This is a genomic window from Luteimonas sp. e5, assembly GCF_054031035.1.
Genome location: NZ_JBSTRX010000003.1, coordinates 385,910 through 401,460 on the forward strand (window position 1 = coordinate 385,910; position 15,551 = coordinate 401,460).

The following is a 15,551-nucleotide window of genomic DNA, read 5'->3' on the forward strand; positions in this document are numbered from 1 at the left end:
CCCGCGAGTGTACCCGCGTACACTGCGCGCATGAATGCGATCCGTCCCTATCTGGATCACCTGCCGCAGCTCGGCGAGCGGGTGTATGTCGATGAGGCCGCGCGGGTGATCGGCGATGTGGTGCTGGGCGATGACGTCTCGGTGTGGCCGTTCACCGTGATCCGCGGCGATGTCAATTTCGTGCGCATCGGCGCGCGCACCAATGTGCAGGACGGCACCGTGGTCCACGTCAGCCACGACGGCCCGCATGCCAAGCTCGGCGGTTTCGCCACCGTGATCGGCGAGGACGTGACCATCGGCCATCAGGCCATCGTGCATGCCTGCCGGATCGAGGACGCCAGCCTGGTCGGAATGGGCGCGCGGGTGCTGGATGGCGCGGTGATCGAGCGCCACGGCTTCCTCGGCGCGGGCGCGCTGCTGGCACCGGGCAAGGTGCTCGGCAGCGGTGAGATGTGGCTGGGCAGCCCGGCGCGCTTCGCACGCAAGCTGTCCGATGCCGAAATCGAGGCGTTGTTCTATTCCGCCGGCCACTACGTGCGACTGAAGGACGAGTACCTCAGCGGCAAGCGCCGCGAGCCCTGAGCGGGCCGCTGGCGTTTCAGGCCTGGCCGGGGGTCAGCCGCAGCTGCGCGTAGATCGGGTCGGTGTCGGGGCGCTGCCCGTGCCAGATTTCGAATGCATCGGCCGCCTGTTCCACCAGCATGCCGAGGCCGTCGAACGCGTGCTGGCAGCCATGCGCATGTGCCCAGGCGAGGAAGCCCATCGCCGCGGCGCCATAGTTGAGGTCGACGCAGACCGTGTCCGCGCCCGGCACGAAGCCGGGCAGTGCCGGTGCCTCGCCCTGATGCCCGGCGGACGTGGCCTGCACGACGAGGTCGAATTCGCCCATCGCGGCCACTTCGTGCAGCACGCAGGCGCGGGTGCGCGTGTCGTCCTGCAGCCGGTCCATCAGGTCGACCGCACGACTGCGACTGCGGTTGGCGATGACCAGCTGGGCGATGCCCGCTTCCAGCAGCGCCGGTGCCACGCCCTGCGCGGCACCGCCGGCGCCGATCAGCAGCACCCGACTCTGATACAGCTCCAGCCCGCGACGCTGACGCAGGTCGCGCAGCAAGCCGCTGCCATCGGTGTTCTCCCCCAGCCAGCGGCCGTTGTGCAGGCTCAGGGTATTGACCACCCCGGCGCGACGCGCGCGATGCCCCAGGGTATGACACAGGGCCGCGGCCTCGGCCTTGTGCGGCACGGTGACGTTCGCACCCACGCCACCGGCGGCGGCGAAGCGCTGCAGGGTCGCGGCGAAGCCGACTGTGCCGGTGTCCAGCGCCAGGTAGGTCAGCGCGATGCCGCACTCACGGGCGAACGCCGCGTGGATGCGCGGCGAGAGCGAATGAGCGACCGGATGGCCGAGGACGGCGTAATGCGGCAGTGCCATTGGCACATGCTACCTGCAGCACGAACGCCGCAGCAGCCGATCGACCGCGACGCGCTCTGCTGCCGGCCGTGCGTTCAGCCTTCGCGCAGCCAGCGCGCGGCGTCCAGCGCGTAATAGGTGAGGATGGCGTCGGCGCCGGCGCGCTTGATGCCGAGCAGCGCTTCCATCGCGGTGGCGCGCTCGTCCAGCCAGCCATGGCCGGCGGCGGCCTTGAGCATCGCGTACTCGCCGCTGACCTGATAGACGAAGGTGGGCACGCCGAACTCGTCCTTGACCCGGCGCACGATGTCCAGGTACGGCATGCCGGGCTTGACCATGACCATGTCGGCACCCTCGCCGATGTCGGCATCGACCTCGCGCAGGGCTTCGTCGGAATTGGCCGGGTCCATCTGGTAGGTGAACTTGTCGGCCTTGCCCAGCGCCGCGGCCGAGCCGACCGCGTCGCGGAACGGGCCGTAGAAGGCGCTGGCGTATTTCGCGCTGTAGGCGAGGATGCGGGTGTGGATCAGGCCCTCGGCCTCCAGCTCGCCGCGGATCGCGCCGATGCGCCCGTCCATCATGTCGCTGGGCGCGACCACGTCGGCGCCGGCGCGGGCATGCGACAGCGCCTGCTTGACCAGCACTTCGACGGTTTCGTCGTTGAGCACGTGGCCAGCCTCGTCCAGCAGCCCGTCCTGGCCATGCGAGGTATACGGATCGAGCGCGACGTCGGTGATCACGCCAAGCGCGGGGAAGCGCTGCTTGAGCGCACGCACCGCGCGCTGGGCAAGGCCCTCCTCGTCCCAGGCGGCAGCGGCATCCAGCGACTTGGCTTCCGGCGCAGTGACCGGGAACAACGCGATCGCGGGGATGCCCGCCTCGCACAACGCCTCGCCGACCTTGAGCAATTCGTCGATCGACAGGCGCTCGATGCCGGGCATCGAACCCACCGGCGCGCGCCCGGCATGTTCGTGCACGAACACCGGATAGATCAGGTCATCGGTGGTGAGGACGTTCTCGCGCATCAGGCGGCGCGAAAACACGTCGCGGCGCATGCGCCGCGGGCGGGCGAAGGGATAACTGCTCATGCCGCCATTGTAGGCGCGCCGCTGCGCGTCGTCGGTGGTGCACGACCGGACGTCGCGCCGAGGCGCGGGCCTCAGCCGTGCACGCCGTCGATTTCCACCGCCAGCTCGCGACGGCAGATCGCCGCATGCAGCAGCAGCCGCGGCACGCTGGGCCCGAAACGCTCGTCCAGCGCCTGCGCCACCAGCGGCAGGTCGGCGGCATCACGCACGTAGACCTTGAGCCGGGTGCCGTCGCCGAAGTGCTGCGGCAATGCCGGCTGGCGCATGCGCGCGACCGCCAGCAGCGCATCGAAATTGGCGAAGGTTTCGTCCAGCTGCTTGAGCAGTTCGCCCTCATGCTGCGAGGCATGGCCGACCACGGCGGCCGTGCCCGAAAGCAGCAGCGGCATGGTGCGCGCGCTCGGCGGCAGCATCGCGCGGGCGAAGCTGGGCGATTGCGGGCCGTATTGGCGCGGATAGCGGTAGGCGGCGACCTGGCGCGGGTTTTCCAATGGCTGCCCCGGGCTGCGTGCGGCAAGCCAGTACACCTGCAGCACGCGTTCGCCGTCGCAGCGGCCGATCGCGGTGGCCGCGGGCAGCGCGCCGACATCGAAATCACCCAGGCCCGCGGCGCGGCCGATGCAGAATTCGCGGTAGCGCTCCGCATCGCCCTCACCCAGGGTGATGTCGTCGAGGTAGTTCCAGACCCGCAGCAGATGCGGGAATCCGCGCGCCCGGACGAACTCGCTCATCGCCGCGTAGGCCTGCCGCGCCGCCTCGCGGATGTCACCCTCGCCCTCGGCCACCTCCACCGCACCGAACAGCAGCGCGCCATCACTGGCGTACTGGATGGCGCCGTCGCGGCCCGTTTCCACCGGCCCGTGCGCGCGCCAGATTTCCACCTGCGGCGTGCCCCACGGCGCCAGCGGCACGCGCAGCCAGCGCGCATCGCCCCGCCGTGGCGCGCCGGGGCCGAAGCCGAAGGCGGCCAGCAGGTCGGGGCGCGCCAGCCACTCGTCCAGCGCGTCGACATCGACGTATTCCACGTGCAACTGCGGCGGATGCTGCTCCTGCATGACTGCTGCCATCATTCCTGCAAAGTCTCCTCGCGCATTTCGATCGCCACCTGGCGCCGGCGCCGGCGCCACGCGCGCCACGCGTCCGGCGCCATGCCCAGCGCGGTCAGCGCGTAGATCACGCGGAACACGCGCAGCCGGCGCCGCACCTGGCGACCACTGAAGATATCGCCGATCAGCATCGACACGATCGCCCGCTCCACCCCGAGCACGTTGCGCGGTTGCGCGAACAGCGCACGCATCGCCGGTGAAGTGAAGCGGTAGATGAACCACTTGAATTCGTCCAGTCCGGAGTCGAACTCGCGCTGGAAGCGCCGCTGCAGGGCGGCTTCGCGCGCGGGCTCGCACAGCGCGGCATCGACCATGTGCGCGGCCTGCTCGGCACTGTGCATGGCGAGGTAGACGCCGGAGGAAAACATCGGATCGACGAAGGCATAGGCATCGCCGATCAGGGTCCATCCCGGGCCGTGCATGCGCCGGCATTCATAGGTGTAATTGCCGGTGACATGCACCGGCGCGACGCGTCGCGCACCCTGCATGCGCTGCGCCACGTCGGGCACCGTGGCCAGGGTCTGCATCAGGAACTCCTCCATGCCGCCACGACGCGTCTTGAGGTAATCCGGCCAGCACACCGCGCCGACGCTGGTGGTGCCGTCACGCAGCGGAATCATCCAGATCCAGCCATGCGCATGGCGGCAGATGCTGACATTGCCGGCATCGCGCCCCGGCCGGCGCGCCACGCCCTCGAAATGGCTGAACACCGCTGCCGAGGCGTGCTTGGGATTCTTGCGCTTGAGCTTGAGCTTGTTGCCGAGGAAGGTGTCGCGGCCACTGGCATCGAGCACATGCCGCGCCAGCCACGCGCGGCCCTGGTCGTCGAACACGCACAGGCGGCCATCGGCGCCTTCCTCCGCCCGCACCACGCGTACGCCGTCATGCGCATCGGCACCGCATTCGCGCGCATGCTCGAACAGCACCTGGTCGAACTCCGAGCGCCGCACCTGGAACGCGAAACCGGGGTTGGGCCGCAACGCGCGGCGGAAGTCGAACACGTTGTAGCCGCCGTCCACGCCGGGGAAATCCGCGCCCAGCTTGAGCAGGCCCACTTCGCGCACCTTCTCCAGCGCACCGATGCGCTCGAGGATCGGGATGTTCATCGGCAGCAGCGATTCGCCGATGTGGAAGCGCGGGTGGCGATCCTTTTCCAGCATCGTCACCTGCCAGCCGCGCGCGGCGAGGATGCTGGCCGCGCAACTGCCGGCCGGGCCGCCGCCGATCACCAGCACATCGGTGCGGATCGGCTCGGTGTGGACGGCGGGGACGGAGGCAGGCGACATGGCGGCAAACTGAAAACATTCGGATGCGAATGGCGGAAGCGCCCGCATCGGGGTGGCGCGGATGATAGCGCGGGCTTACTCTAGCCGGCTCGGGCGTGCGCGGCAGCGCGCGCCGCCGTCATTTTCAAGGATTCCAATGATGTCCGAGCAAACCCCAGCCGAACGTGAACTGGCCGAACTCCTGGTCGAGAGCCTGAACCTGGAGGACGTCAGCGCCGCCGAGATCGATCCCGAGGCGCCGCTGTTCAATACCGGGCTGGGTCTGGATTCGATCGACGCACTGGAACTGGCACTGGCGATTTCGCAGAAGTACGGTTTCCAGCTGCGCTCGGACAACGAGGACAACCGACGCATCTTCGCCTCGCTGCGCGCGTTGTCGGCGCACATCGAGGAACACCGGAGCGCCGCCTGAGCCTTGCAACGCCGCCAGATGAGGCCCCGTCCGCCGGCCTCAGCGCCGCCCTGCGCCTGGGACTGATGCTGGTCTATCCGTTGCTGGCGCAGCTTGCCAGCATGCGCCAGAGCGGCGTGCTGGCAGCGCTGGCGGGGCTGGACATGCTGCTGTTCGTGCAGCTCGATTCCTTGCTGCGTGGTCGCCTGCGCGACTGGCTGTTGCTGGCGCTGGCCTGCGCCGGGCTGGCGTGGCTGGCGAGCTCGCGCTTCGCCCTGCTGCCACTGCTGCTGGCGCCGCCGCTGTTCATGGCGATGATCGGCTGGCTGTTCGCGCGCAGCCTGCGCGCCGGTCACACGCCGTTGATCACGCGCATCGTGGCGGCGATGGATGGCAGCACGCCGGCCACCCTGGAACCGGCGCTGTACCGCTATTCGCAGGCCCTGACCCGGCTCTGGGCCGGCGCCTTGCTGCTGCTGACGCTGCTCAACCTCGGCCTTGCGATGATCGCGGTACCGCGCGGAATCCTTGCCAGTTTCGACATCCGAAGCCCGCTCGCGATCACCGATGCGCAATGGTCCTGGTTCGCCAACTGGTGCACTTACGGTCTGATCGGCCTGCTGTTCGTGGCCGAATACCTGTACCGCAAGCGGCGCTTCCCTGGGCGCTACCGCAATGCGCTGGATTTCGGCCGCAAACTGGTCGCGCTGGGACCGGGTTTCTGGCGCGACCTGCTGCGGTAAACGTTCGATCATGTTCAGATGCAGGCGTTATGCTGCGGGGCACCACATGGAATGAGCGCGACACGGATGCCTCCGGCTTTCAATTACGCACGCCCGGAAACGGGCTGGACCCTGTTCGGCGGCTTGCAGTTCGCTTTCGTGATGCTGTGGACGGCGTCCTGGATCAGCCTAGCACTGCTGGTGCGGCTGCTCACCGGCAGCGCGCACTGGCCGCTGCGCATGGGCGCGCGGCTGTGGGCTCCGGGCCTGATCCATGGTGCCGGCGCGCGGCTGCGGGTGGAGGGTGCCGACGCGATCGACTGGTCGCAGCCCTACCTGGTGGTCAGCAACCACCAGTCGATGATCGACATCTGCGCGCTGTTCCGGGCGCTGCCGGTGGCGCTGCGTTTCGTGCTGAAGAAGGAAATGACCCGGGTGCCGTTCGTCAGCGCCTATGCCCGTGCCACCGACATGCTGTTCATCGACCGCGACAACCCGCGCAGCGCGCCGTTGATGCTGCGCGGCGCGGCGCAACTGCTGCGCGAGGGTCATTCGGTATGCATTTTTCCCGAGGGCACGCGCAGCCGCGACGGGCGCATGGACGAGTTCAAGGCCGGCCCGTTCCAGTCCGCGGTCATGGCCGGGGTGCAGGTGCTACCGGTGGCCTTGCAGGGCACCGGTGCGGTGCTGCCGCCGACGCCGTGGTTTCGCGCCTGGCCGGGCACCATCCGCGTGCAGCTGGGCACGCCGATCGACAGCCAGGGCCTCGACCGCCAGGCGTTGGCGCAACGCGCACATGACGCCGTGCGTGCCATGCTGCCAGCGGAATGACTGCCCGCATCTTCTCCATTCCCGCCGATCACCCCGCCCTGCCCGGTCACTTTCCCGGGCATCCTGTGGTGCCGGGAGTGATGCTGCTGGACGCGGTGCTGCAGGCGATCGAGGCCGAACATGGCCCGCAGCCGCCGCTGTGCCTGCCGCAGGTCAAGTTCGTGCAGCCGCTGCTGCCCGGCGAAGAGGCCGAAATCTCGCTCGAATCCCCGGTCCGCGGCCGCTGGCGTTTCCGCGTGCACCGCGGCGAGACGTTGCTGGCCAGTGGCGAGATGGCCACGCCATGACGCAGGCGCGGGACTGGAAGGCGCGCCCCGAGGGCGGCGGCTATGCGGCGCTGTGGCTGCTGCGCGCGATCGCGCGCGGCTTCGGGCGCCCGGTGGCGCGCCTGCTGCTGTGGCCGATCACGCTGTATTTCCTGTTCAAGCGCGGCCCGGAGCGACGCGCCTCGATGGCCTACCTCGAGCGTGTGCTGGATCGCCCGTCGCGGCTGCGCGATGGCGCGCGCCACGTGCATGCCTTCGCCTCGACCATCCTCGATCGCGTGTTCCTGCTCGGCGGCGACCTGGAGCGCTTCGACGTGCGCGTGCATGGGCTGGAGGAATTGCACCAGTTGCTCGACCAGGGCCGCGGCCTGCTGCTGTTCGGCTCGCATCTGGGCAGCTTCGACGTGCTGCGGGTGCTGGCGACGCGGCGCCCGGACTACATCATCCGCGTGGTGCTGGACAAATCACAGAGCCCGGCACTGATGCGCCTGCTCGATGCGCTCAATCCGACCATCGCCGCCAGCGTGATCGACGCCGCCGATGACGGCCCGGCGGTGGCGATCGCGATCAAGCAGGCGCTGGACGAAGGCGCGCTGGTGGCGATGCTGGTCGATCGCGCGCGCCCGGGCGAGCCGGCACTGCCGGCGCCGTTCCTCGGTGCGCCGGCACGCTTCCCGACCTCGCCGTGGCTGATCGCCGCGGCGGTCAAGACCCCGATCGCGCTGGGCTTCGGCCTGTACCGCGGCGGACGCCGCTACGACCTGCACTTCGAAACCTTCTCCGCGCAGCCGCTGGAGATCCCGCGGCGCAACCGTGCCGCCGCGCTCGCCCTGCTCATCCGCCGTTACGCATCGCGGCTGGAAACTATGACCCGCCATGCACCCTACAACTGGTTCAATTTCTATGATTTCTGGGCAACGCCCCCCGCGGACGCGGAAGCCCGGCTGGACGATGCGGCTGTGCAGCGTCGCACTGCTGTGCGCGGCGGCACTGCCGGCGCTGGCGCAGAGCGCGAACACGGTTGACGCCGCCTGGATCCTGTCGCGGCTGGCGCAACCGGCGCCGATGCGCACCGATTTCGTCGAGGTGCGCGAGTCGCCGCTGCTGAAGAACCCGCTGCGCATCAGCGGCGAATACCGCCGCCCCGATGCCGATACCCTGGTGCGCGAAGTGCGCGTGCCGTATGCCGAAACCACCACCATCCGCGGCGGGCAGGCGCGCATCGAGCGCCCCGGGCGCGCGGCACGCAACTTCGCCCTTGCGCGCGCACCGCAGCTGGCCAGCATCGAGGCCGGCTTCGGCGCCTTGTTGCGCGGTGACCAGCGCGGCATCGAACGCGATTTCGAAGTGCAGGTCGAAGGCAGCCGCAACGACTGGCGCATGCGGCTGAATCCGCGCCAGGAGGCCTTGCGCGCGCAATTGCGCGACATCACCCTGTACGGGCGCGGCAGCGAACTGCGCTGCATCGAAACCCGCATCGCGCGCGGTGGCGAAGTCCAGCGCACGCTGCTGGCCAGCGCCGCGCGCGCGCTGGCAGCCGATGCCGATGCCGCACGGCTGGAGGCGGCCTGCCGCGGCAGCCGCGCCTGAGCCGGGCGCCGCGGCGGCTACCATGGCCGCTTCGCCGCCCCCACGCTGCACCGGATGACCCCTCCCCGCCGTTCCGCCCGCATCGCGCTCGCCCTGGCCTGGCTCGGCCTGCTGGTGCTGGGCGCGCTGTGGCTGTCGACGCGGCTGGTGGTCAGCGGCGATCTGCGCAAGTTCATGCCCGCGCCACAAACCGACGAACAGCGTCTGCTGATCGACGAGCTGGGCGAAGGCCCGGGCTCGCGCCTGTTGCTGATCGCGCTCGAAGGCGCGCCGCCCGCCGAGCTTGCCCGGCAGTCGCAGGCACTGGCCGATGCGCTGGCCGCCCAGCCCGACTTTGCACTGGTATCCAATGGCCGGCCACAGGAACTGGACGCGATTCCCGAACGCCTGCGGCCCTGGCGTTACCTGCTCACTTCAAGCTTCGACCATGCGCCGCTGGATCGCGAGTACCTCGCCGCGGAACTCGCCGCCCGGGTGAGCGATCTCGGTTCGCCCGCCGCAAGCCTGCTGGAGCCGCTGATCGGCGCCGATCCCACGCTGGAAACCCTGAAGCTGGTCGAAGCCTGGCAGCCGCCCGGCGGGCCGCAACTGCTGCACGAGGTGTGGTTCGATCGCGCCGACAAGGCTGCGCTGCTGGTGGCCGAGACCCGCGCCGCCGGCTTCGATCCGCAGGGCCAGGCACGCGCGGTGGCCGGCATCCACGCCGCGTTCGCCAACGTGCGTGGTGACAGCGGCTCACGAATGTCGCTGGGCGGGCCGGGTGCGATTTCGGTCGAGATCAGTCAGCGCACCGCCGGCGAAGCCAGCCGCCTCGGCCTCATCGCCGGCATCGGCGTGCTGCTGGTACTGCTGCTGGCCTACCGCAGCTGGCGCCACCCGTTGGTGGGTGCGCTGCCCTTGGCCAGCGCGGGTGTGGTCGGCCTCGCCACGGTGAGCCTGCTGTTCGCCGACATCCACGGCATCACCATCGCCTTCGGCTTCACCCTGCTCGGCGTGGCACAGGACTATCCGGTGCACCTGTTCTCGCAGCAGCGCCCGGGCCTCGCGCCGCGCCTGGCCGCACGCGCGATCTGGCCGACGCTGGCCACCGGCGTCGTCTCCACCTGCATCGGCTACCTCGCCTTCCTCGCCTCCGGCGTGGACGGCCTGAAACAATTGGCCGCGTTCACCGTCAGCGGCCTGCTCACCGCGGCGCTGACCACGCGCTTCCTGCTGCCGCTGCTGCTGACCGAGCCACGCCACGACCTCGCCACGCAGCCGATGCTCGGGCGCCTGCAAGGCGCGGTGACGCGATTGCCGCGCCTGCCCGGCGTGGCGCTGGCCGTGCTCGCGCTGGCCGCCATCGCCGTCGCCATGCTGGCGCCCGGGCCGTTCTGGGAAAACGATCTTTCGCGCCTGACCCCGGCGCCGGCCGATCTGATCAGCCGCGACGTGCGCCTGCGCGACGAACTGGGCGCACCCGACGTGCGCTACCTGCTGGCACTGGATGGCGCCGACGTGGAAGCCGTGCTGGAAGCCGGCGAAGCCCTGCAGCCGAAGCTGGAAGAACTGCGCGAAGCGGGCGTGATCGGCGGCTGGGACATGGCCGCGCGTTACCTGCCCTCGGCGGCACTGCAGCGCGCGCGGCAGGCGCGCCTGCCTGCACCCGCGCAGTTGCGCACGGAACTGGACGCCGCACTCGCCGACAGCCCGTTCCGTGCCGATGCCTTCGATGACTTCCTCGCCGATGTCGAGACCGCGCGCACCGCGCGTCCGCTGACCCTGGCCGACCTGCGCGACACCGCGCTCGGCCCGCTGCTGGACGGCCTGCTGCGCGAGGGCGATGGCCGTGCCACCGCGCTGGTATCGCTGTCGGCGATCAGCGACGACGCACGCTTCCTCGAAGCCGCGCACGCGGCCGGCCTGCATCCGCTGGATCTGAAGACCACCTCCGAATCGCTGGTCGCACAGTACCGCGAACGGGTGCTGTGGTCGCTGCTGGTCGCTGCGGTGCTGCTTGCCGGCATGGTCGCGCTGATGCTGCGCGATGCCCGCCGCAGCGTGGCGGTGCTGCTGCCGATGCTGTTGACCACGCTGCTGGTGGTGGCGCTGCTGCGCGCGTTCGGCGTCGAGCTCAACCTGTTCCACCTCGTCGCGCTGATCCTCGCCGCGGGGCTGGGCCTGGATTACGCGCTGTTCTTCAACCACGCCGGCGATGACGGGCGCCAGCAGCGCCGCACCCTGCATGCGCTGCTGGTATGCGCGGTGACCACGCTGCTGGTATTCGCCCTGCTGGCGCTGTCGGCGATCCCGGTGCTGCGCGCGATCGGGCTGACGGTGAGCCTGGGCGTGGTGTGCAACTTCATGCTCGGCCTTCTGCTCACGCGCCGACCGGCCAGCACCATGGAGCCGGGCAGTGCCTGAACCCGTTCCCCTCGACCGGCTCGACATCCGCCGCCTGGTGCCGCATCAGGGCGCGATGTGCCTGTGGCAGCGCGTACTCGCCTTCGATGCCGAACATGTGCGCGTGGCCACCGATTCGCATCGCGACCCCGGCAACCCCTTGCGCCGTGGCGCGCTGCTGCCGGCCCTGGCACTGGTCGAGTACGGCGCGCAGGCGATGGCGGTGCATGGCGGTCTGCTCGCGCAGCCCCTGCATGCCGCCACCGGCACGCCGCGGCGCGGCATGCTGGTGGCGCTGCGCGAGGTCGAGCTGCAGTGCACGCGGCTGGATACGCTGGCGGGCGAGATCGAAGGCCATGCCGTGTGCCTCGCCGCCGGTGCCGACAGCCAGCAATACCGCTTCCGCATCGAGCATGCCGGCCGGGTGATCGCCCACGGCCGGGCGACGGTGCTGTTGCAGCCGGCGGGCGAGTGAACCCGGCACGGATGGATTGGGAATCGCACACGCATCGGCCACAATGCGTGCACTCCATCCGGCTGCAGGTGCTGAAGTGATCAAACGCGCGCTCGTTACCGGCGGCAGCGGCGACATCGGCGGCGCGATCTGCCGTGCGCTGGCCGCCGATGGCCACCACGTGATCGTGCATGCCAACAGCGCGCCGGCGCGCGCCGAAGCCGTGGTCGAGGCGATCCGCGCCGAAGGCGGCCACGCCGAAGCCTGCAGCTTCGATCTGTGCGATGCCGATGCCGCGCGCGCGGCGATCGAGGGCCTGCTGCATGCCGGGCCGGTGCAGATCCTGGTCAACAACGCCGGCATCCATGACGATGCCCCGTTGGCCGGGATGAGTCCGGCGCAGTGGCACCGGGTGATCGATGTCTCGCTGCACGGCTTTTTCCATGCCACCCAGCCGCTGCTGCTGCCGATGGCGCGTGCGCGCTGGGGCCGCATCGTCAGCATTTCCAGCGTCGCCGCCGTGCTCGGCAATCGCGGCCAGGCCAATTACGCGGCGGCCAAGGCGGCGCTGCACGGCGCCAGCAAGTCGCTGGCGCGGGAGATGGGCAGTCGCGGCATCACCGTGAACGTGGTCGCCCCCGGCGTGATCGCCGGACGCATGACCGACACCCTGTTCGATGCCGCGCAACTCAAGGCGATGGTGCCGGCGGCACGGGCCGGCTCGCCGCGCGAGGTGGCCGCGCTGGTGGCCTTCCTGTGTTCGGACGCGGCCGGCTACATCAACGGCCAAGTGATCGGCGTGGATGGCGGCATGAGCTGAGGCTCAGGCGATCGGCTCGGGGAACCATGCCTCGGGCAACAGGCGTTCCGCCGGCGCGGCGACGCCTTCCAGCAACGCCTGCAACGCGCCGATGCCGAGACGCGGATGGCGCCGCCGCACCTGCTGCACGATTTCCGCCGCCAGCACCTGCATCAATTCGACGTTCGCACCGATCCGCGCGGCGAACGCATCCTCCACCTCGACGTCGGCCAGTGCCCGGTTCAACTCATGGAACCAGGGCAGCCGGTACTGGTCGAGCAGGCGGCCATCCTCCGGCGTGCCGTAGGTGGAGCATTCGCCCCAGGCGCGCAGCAACGGCTGCATCGCCGCATTGAGCGCGGCGGCGCGCTCCATCGCCGGGCGCAGCCGGGCCAGCATCGACAGTGCGGCGATGCGCCCGGAGATGTACAGCGGCGCCAGCAACCCCCAGTAGAAGGTGTAATCCCAGATCACCTTGACCGGCATCACCGCGGCATTGCCGAACAGCCGGTACTGGTCGCGGTACAGCGACATGGTGTTGTCGTAGAAGCCGCGATACAGCTGCTGGTACAGCGCCGCCTGCATGGTGATCGATTGCCCGGCACGCTCGGCCAGCACCAGTTCGGTGACGTAGTGGTTGGAGATCGCGATCAGGTCGCTGCCCGGCGAATAGAACGGATCGGCGAAGTAGCCCGACTCCCCGGTCAGCGCCCAGCGCCGCGGCGAGAACACCTCTTCGCATTCGTAGGAGAAGTGGCGCAGGAAGCGGAAATCCATGCGCTCGTGGCGCGGCTGCGCGAGCGCCGCGGCCAGCGCCGGCTGGTGTTCCTGCAGCCATGCCGCGACCTGCTCCGGCGACTTGAGCGAGGCCAGCGGGTGCACCGCTTCGTCGGCGACGATGCCGATGGAATGCGCATCCGAGGACAGCGGGATCATCCACAGCCAGTAGCCCTCGCCGCACAGATGGTTGGTGGAGCGCCAGCGCTCGGGTGGGTCACAGCGGTCGAGCCAGGACGCGTCGTCACTCCAGGCATTGGGATCGACATGGCCGCGCACCCGCCACCAGACCGCATTGATGTCGTGATCGTTGTCGCGGGCAAGGCCGAGCTGACGCTTGAGCACGCCGGCGCGGCCGCTGGCATCGACCAGCCAGCGCGCCTCGAGCTGATGCTTATTGCCGCCGCGCACATAGTCGATGCGGTGCGCACCCTCGCCCTCGGCCAGCTCGATGCGGCGCACCGCGGCATCGTCGATGAACTCGATGCCGCGCTCGGCCAACCGCTGGCCAAGGAAGTTCTCGAAACGGCCACGGTCGATCTGCCAGGACGGCGTGGGCAGCTTGCGGCTGACACCCAGCTCGGTGCTGCGTGCGAAATCCCGTGCCCCGTCGGAAAAGAAAAAGCGGAATCCGAACTTGCGGATGTGCTCGCCATCCAGGTGCTCGCGCAGGCCCAGCACGTTGGCGAAATAATGCGCGCCGATTTCCACCGTCGATTCGCCGACCTTGTGCGCGGCCTCCGGCACCGGATGCGCGCGGCGCTCGAGCACGCGGATGTCGAGCTGCGGATCGCGCTGGCGCAACTGCAGGGCCAGGGTCAGGCCGGCAAGTCCGCCGCCGACAATGGCGACATCGCAATGCGCCGTGCTCATGCCACCCGCTCCCGCGCTGCATGCGGCACGGCGGCATCACCGTCGTCGATCCGCGGGGGGTTCGCGCGGGTACGCCGGTATTCACCCACGATGTCGCCACGTGACCACACCTGACGCACCACGTGCGAGGTGATGCGCCACAGGTCGCGCAGCGGGCGGAAATGACTGCGGCGGAACTCCTCGCCGGAGTGCACGCTTTTGTAGCGCGCCTCGATCGGCACCGACACCACGCGCATGCCGAGCTGGCGCGCGCAGGAAATCAGCATCTGCGCTTCGTACACGAAGTCCTCGCCCGGGATGTCGCCCAGCGCGCAGGCCGCGGCCGGGTACAGGCGCTGGCCGCTCTGCGTGTCGCGGATGCGGAAACCGCAGCCCCAGCTGATGCCCCAGTCGCCGAAGTCGTTGCCGATGCGGCGGTAGAACGGCTGCTGCTGGCGACGACGGATGCGCGCGCCATTGATCACGCAGCGCGGATGACGATTGGCCGCGGCGATCAGGCGCGGCACGTCGCTGGCCACATGCTGTCCGTCGCCGTCCATGGTCACCACCGCGGCCTTGCCCTGGCGCAGCGCCTCGGCGAAGCCATCGCGCAGCGAGGCGCCCTTGCCCATGCGTCGCTCGTGGCGCAGCAGGGTCAGCGGCAGGTCGCGCAGGCAGTCGCTGGTGCCGTCATCGGAACCGTCATCGACCACGATCACGCAATCGACCACCGCCAGCGCACCTTCCACCACTTCGCGGATGCGCAGGCGCTCGTTGAGCGCGGGGATCACGATGGCAGTGTTGTGGCGGTCGTACTGCATGGCTCAGGCGATCTCCACGCGCAGCACGCGCCCGCTGCCGGCCTTGAGCGTGCACGTGCCATGTCCCTCGGCCAACTGCTCGAACAGCGGCAGCATCGGTGCCATCGCATTGCCCGCCTCGCGCGTCGCCAGCGCGCCGCCAGCGCTGATGGCCTCGCCGTCTTCCAGCCGCGCGCGCAGGCGCGGGCCCTTGCCGGTGCGCGCCAGCAACAGCGCGCCACCAAGCAGGCCCCGGCTTGGCGATATCTCTGCCAGCGGGCCGGGAGCGTCGGCGTCGTAGGCCACCAGCAGCACCGCTTCGGTGCCGGTGGCCAGTTGCACCAAGGCCTCGATCAGACCCTGCGCGAAGCTCGCATCGAGCGCCGACAGCGCAGTGGCCGGATGCAGGCAGCCGGCGCCGATGGTCCAGTACCCCGCAGCCGCGTTGTGCACCGAATTGTGGAAGCGGGTCGGCGAAATCGAGGCCGGATCCGGCCCGGCCAGGGTCCGACTCATGTAATCGGTGATGCCGAGGTCGCCGTGGGTCGAGGTGAATACCGAGGGCAGCGTGGCCGGATCGCGTCCGGCCATGTCGCAGGCCGCCAGCGCCACTTCCAGTGCCACCGCCACTGAAGACGGCGCACGGCGGCGCTCGTTCGGTGCCAACAGGCGCGGTGCGGGCCGCTTCGGCGCGTCCTCCACCGCCACTGCGTCGTGCAGCCAGCGGCATGCCTCGGCCCAGCCGGGCAAACCCGGGGACCAGTAGCCGATACCCTCGACGTGCGCCTCGAGCACG

At 69.9% G+C, this 15,551-nt stretch carries 17 protein-coding genes; 10 read left to right on the forward strand and 7 right to left on the reverse strand.

Going from position 1 to position 15,551, the window contains the following annotated elements:
• Window positions 1-30: 30 nt before the first annotated feature.
• Window positions 31-582, forward strand: a complete 552-nt coding sequence (locus ACW11F_RS10875) for a gamma carbonic anhydrase family protein (protein ID WP_456996928.1) — start codon at window positions 31-33, stop codon at window positions 580-582.
• A 16-nt stretch (window positions 583-598) separates the two neighbouring features.
• On the opposite strand, the gene aroE is transcribed toward ACW11F_RS10875, so the two are convergent.
• The 4 genes from aroE to ACW11F_RS10895 all read right to left on the reverse strand — a co-directional run bounded on the left by aroE (window position 599) and on the right by ACW11F_RS10895 (window position 4,891).
• Window positions 599-1,432: a shikimate dehydrogenase gene (aroE, locus tag ACW11F_RS10880; protein WP_456996929.1), complete on the reverse strand. Its 834-nt coding sequence runs from the start codon at window positions 1,430-1,432 to the stop codon at window positions 599-601.
• 74 nt (window positions 1,433-1,506) lie between these two features.
• Entirely contained in the window at window positions 1,507-2,499 is a 993-nt protein-coding gene (gene hemB, locus ACW11F_RS10885) for a porphobilinogen synthase (RefSeq protein ID WP_456996930.1), read from the reverse strand.
• A gap of 71 nt (window positions 2,500-2,570) precedes the next feature.
• Complete coding sequence (locus tag ACW11F_RS10890) at window positions 2,571-3,569, reverse strand: chorismate transformation enzyme, FkbO/Hyg5 family (protein WP_456996931.1); 999 nt, start codon at window positions 3,567-3,569, stop codon at window positions 2,571-2,573.
• Window positions 3,566-4,891 (reverse strand): NAD(P)/FAD-dependent oxidoreductase, encoded by a 1,326-nt coding sequence (locus tag ACW11F_RS10895; RefSeq protein WP_456996932.1) that lies wholly within the window; start codon window positions 4,889-4,891, stop codon window positions 3,566-3,568. The genes ACW11F_RS10890 and ACW11F_RS10895 overlap by 4 nt, the downstream gene beginning before the upstream one ends.
• A gap of 139 nt (window positions 4,892-5,030) precedes the next feature.
• Here ACW11F_RS10895 and ACW11F_RS10900 point away from each other — a divergent pair, with 139 nt between their 5' ends.
• The 9 genes from ACW11F_RS10900 (at window position 5,031) to fabG (ending at window position 12,347) form a co-directional block, all read left to right on the forward strand.
• On the forward strand, window positions 5,031-5,303 hold the full coding sequence (locus ACW11F_RS10900; RefSeq protein WP_456996933.1) for a phosphopantetheine-binding protein: 273 nt from the start codon (window positions 5,031-5,033) through the stop codon (window positions 5,301-5,303).
• Between the two features lie 65 nt (window positions 5,304-5,368).
• Window positions 5,369-6,025: a ketosynthase gene (locus ACW11F_RS10905; RefSeq protein ID WP_456996934.1), complete on the forward strand. Its 657-nt coding sequence runs from the start codon at window positions 5,369-5,371 to the stop codon at window positions 6,023-6,025.
• Between the two features lie 66 nt (window positions 6,026-6,091).
• Window positions 6,092-6,835: a lysophospholipid acyltransferase family protein gene (locus ACW11F_RS10910; RefSeq protein ID WP_456996935.1), complete on the forward strand. Its 744-nt coding sequence runs from the start codon at window positions 6,092-6,094 to the stop codon at window positions 6,833-6,835.
• The gene (locus tag ACW11F_RS10915; protein WP_456996936.1) at window positions 6,832-7,122 is read left to right on the forward strand and encodes a hypothetical protein; all 291 of its coding nucleotides are present in this window, start codon (window positions 6,832-6,834) and stop codon (window positions 7,120-7,122) included. Before ACW11F_RS10910 ends, ACW11F_RS10915 begins: the two co-directional genes overlap by 4 nt.
• Window positions 7,119-8,126 carry an LpxL/LpxP family acyltransferase gene (locus tag ACW11F_RS10920; RefSeq protein ID WP_456996937.1) on the forward strand — a complete coding sequence of 336 codons (1,008 nt, stop codon included), beginning with the start codon at window positions 7,119-7,121 and terminating at the stop codon, window positions 8,124-8,126. The genes ACW11F_RS10915 and ACW11F_RS10920 overlap by 4 nt, the downstream gene beginning before the upstream one ends.
• On the forward strand, window positions 8,053-8,691 hold the full coding sequence (locus tag ACW11F_RS10925) for a LolA-related protein (RefSeq protein WP_456996938.1): 639 nt from the start codon (window positions 8,053-8,055) through the stop codon (window positions 8,689-8,691). Before ACW11F_RS10920 ends, ACW11F_RS10925 begins: the two co-directional genes overlap by 74 nt.
• 54 nt (window positions 8,692-8,745) lie before the next feature.
• Window positions 8,746-11,094 (forward strand): MMPL family transporter, encoded by a 2,349-nt coding sequence (locus ACW11F_RS10930; RefSeq protein ID WP_456996939.1) that lies wholly within the window; start codon window positions 8,746-8,748, stop codon window positions 11,092-11,094.
• 55 nt (window positions 11,095-11,149) lie between these two features.
• Window positions 11,150-11,548 (forward strand): phosphotransferase, encoded by a 399-nt coding sequence (locus ACW11F_RS10935; RefSeq protein ID WP_456997100.1) that lies wholly within the window; start codon window positions 11,150-11,152, stop codon window positions 11,546-11,548.
• Window positions 11,549-11,591: 43 nt separating this feature from the next.
• Window positions 11,592-12,347, forward strand: coding sequence for a 3-oxoacyl-ACP reductase FabG (gene fabG, locus ACW11F_RS10940; protein WP_456996940.1), 756 nt, complete (start codon window positions 11,592-11,594; stop codon window positions 12,345-12,347).
• Between the two features lie 3 nt (window positions 12,348-12,350).
• On the opposite strand, the gene ACW11F_RS10945 is transcribed toward fabG, so the two are convergent.
• From ACW11F_RS10945 to ACW11F_RS10955, 3 genes are read right to left on the reverse strand one after another with little or no spacing between them, the layout of a single operon-like run.
• Window positions 12,351-13,976, reverse strand: a complete 1,626-nt coding sequence (locus ACW11F_RS10945) for an NAD(P)/FAD-dependent oxidoreductase (RefSeq protein WP_456996941.1) — start codon at window positions 13,974-13,976, stop codon at window positions 12,351-12,353.
• Window positions 13,973-14,776, reverse strand: coding sequence for a glycosyltransferase family 2 protein (locus ACW11F_RS10950; RefSeq protein ID WP_456996942.1), 804 nt, complete (start codon window positions 14,774-14,776; stop codon window positions 13,973-13,975). Before ACW11F_RS10950 ends, ACW11F_RS10945 begins: the two co-directional genes overlap by 4 nt.
• 3 nt (window positions 14,777-14,779) lie before the next feature.
• Window positions 14,780-15,550, reverse strand: a complete 771-nt coding sequence (locus ACW11F_RS10955; RefSeq protein ID WP_456997101.1) for a beta-ketoacyl synthase chain length factor — start codon at window positions 15,548-15,550, stop codon at window positions 14,780-14,782.
• Window position 15,551: the final 1 nt, after the last annotated feature.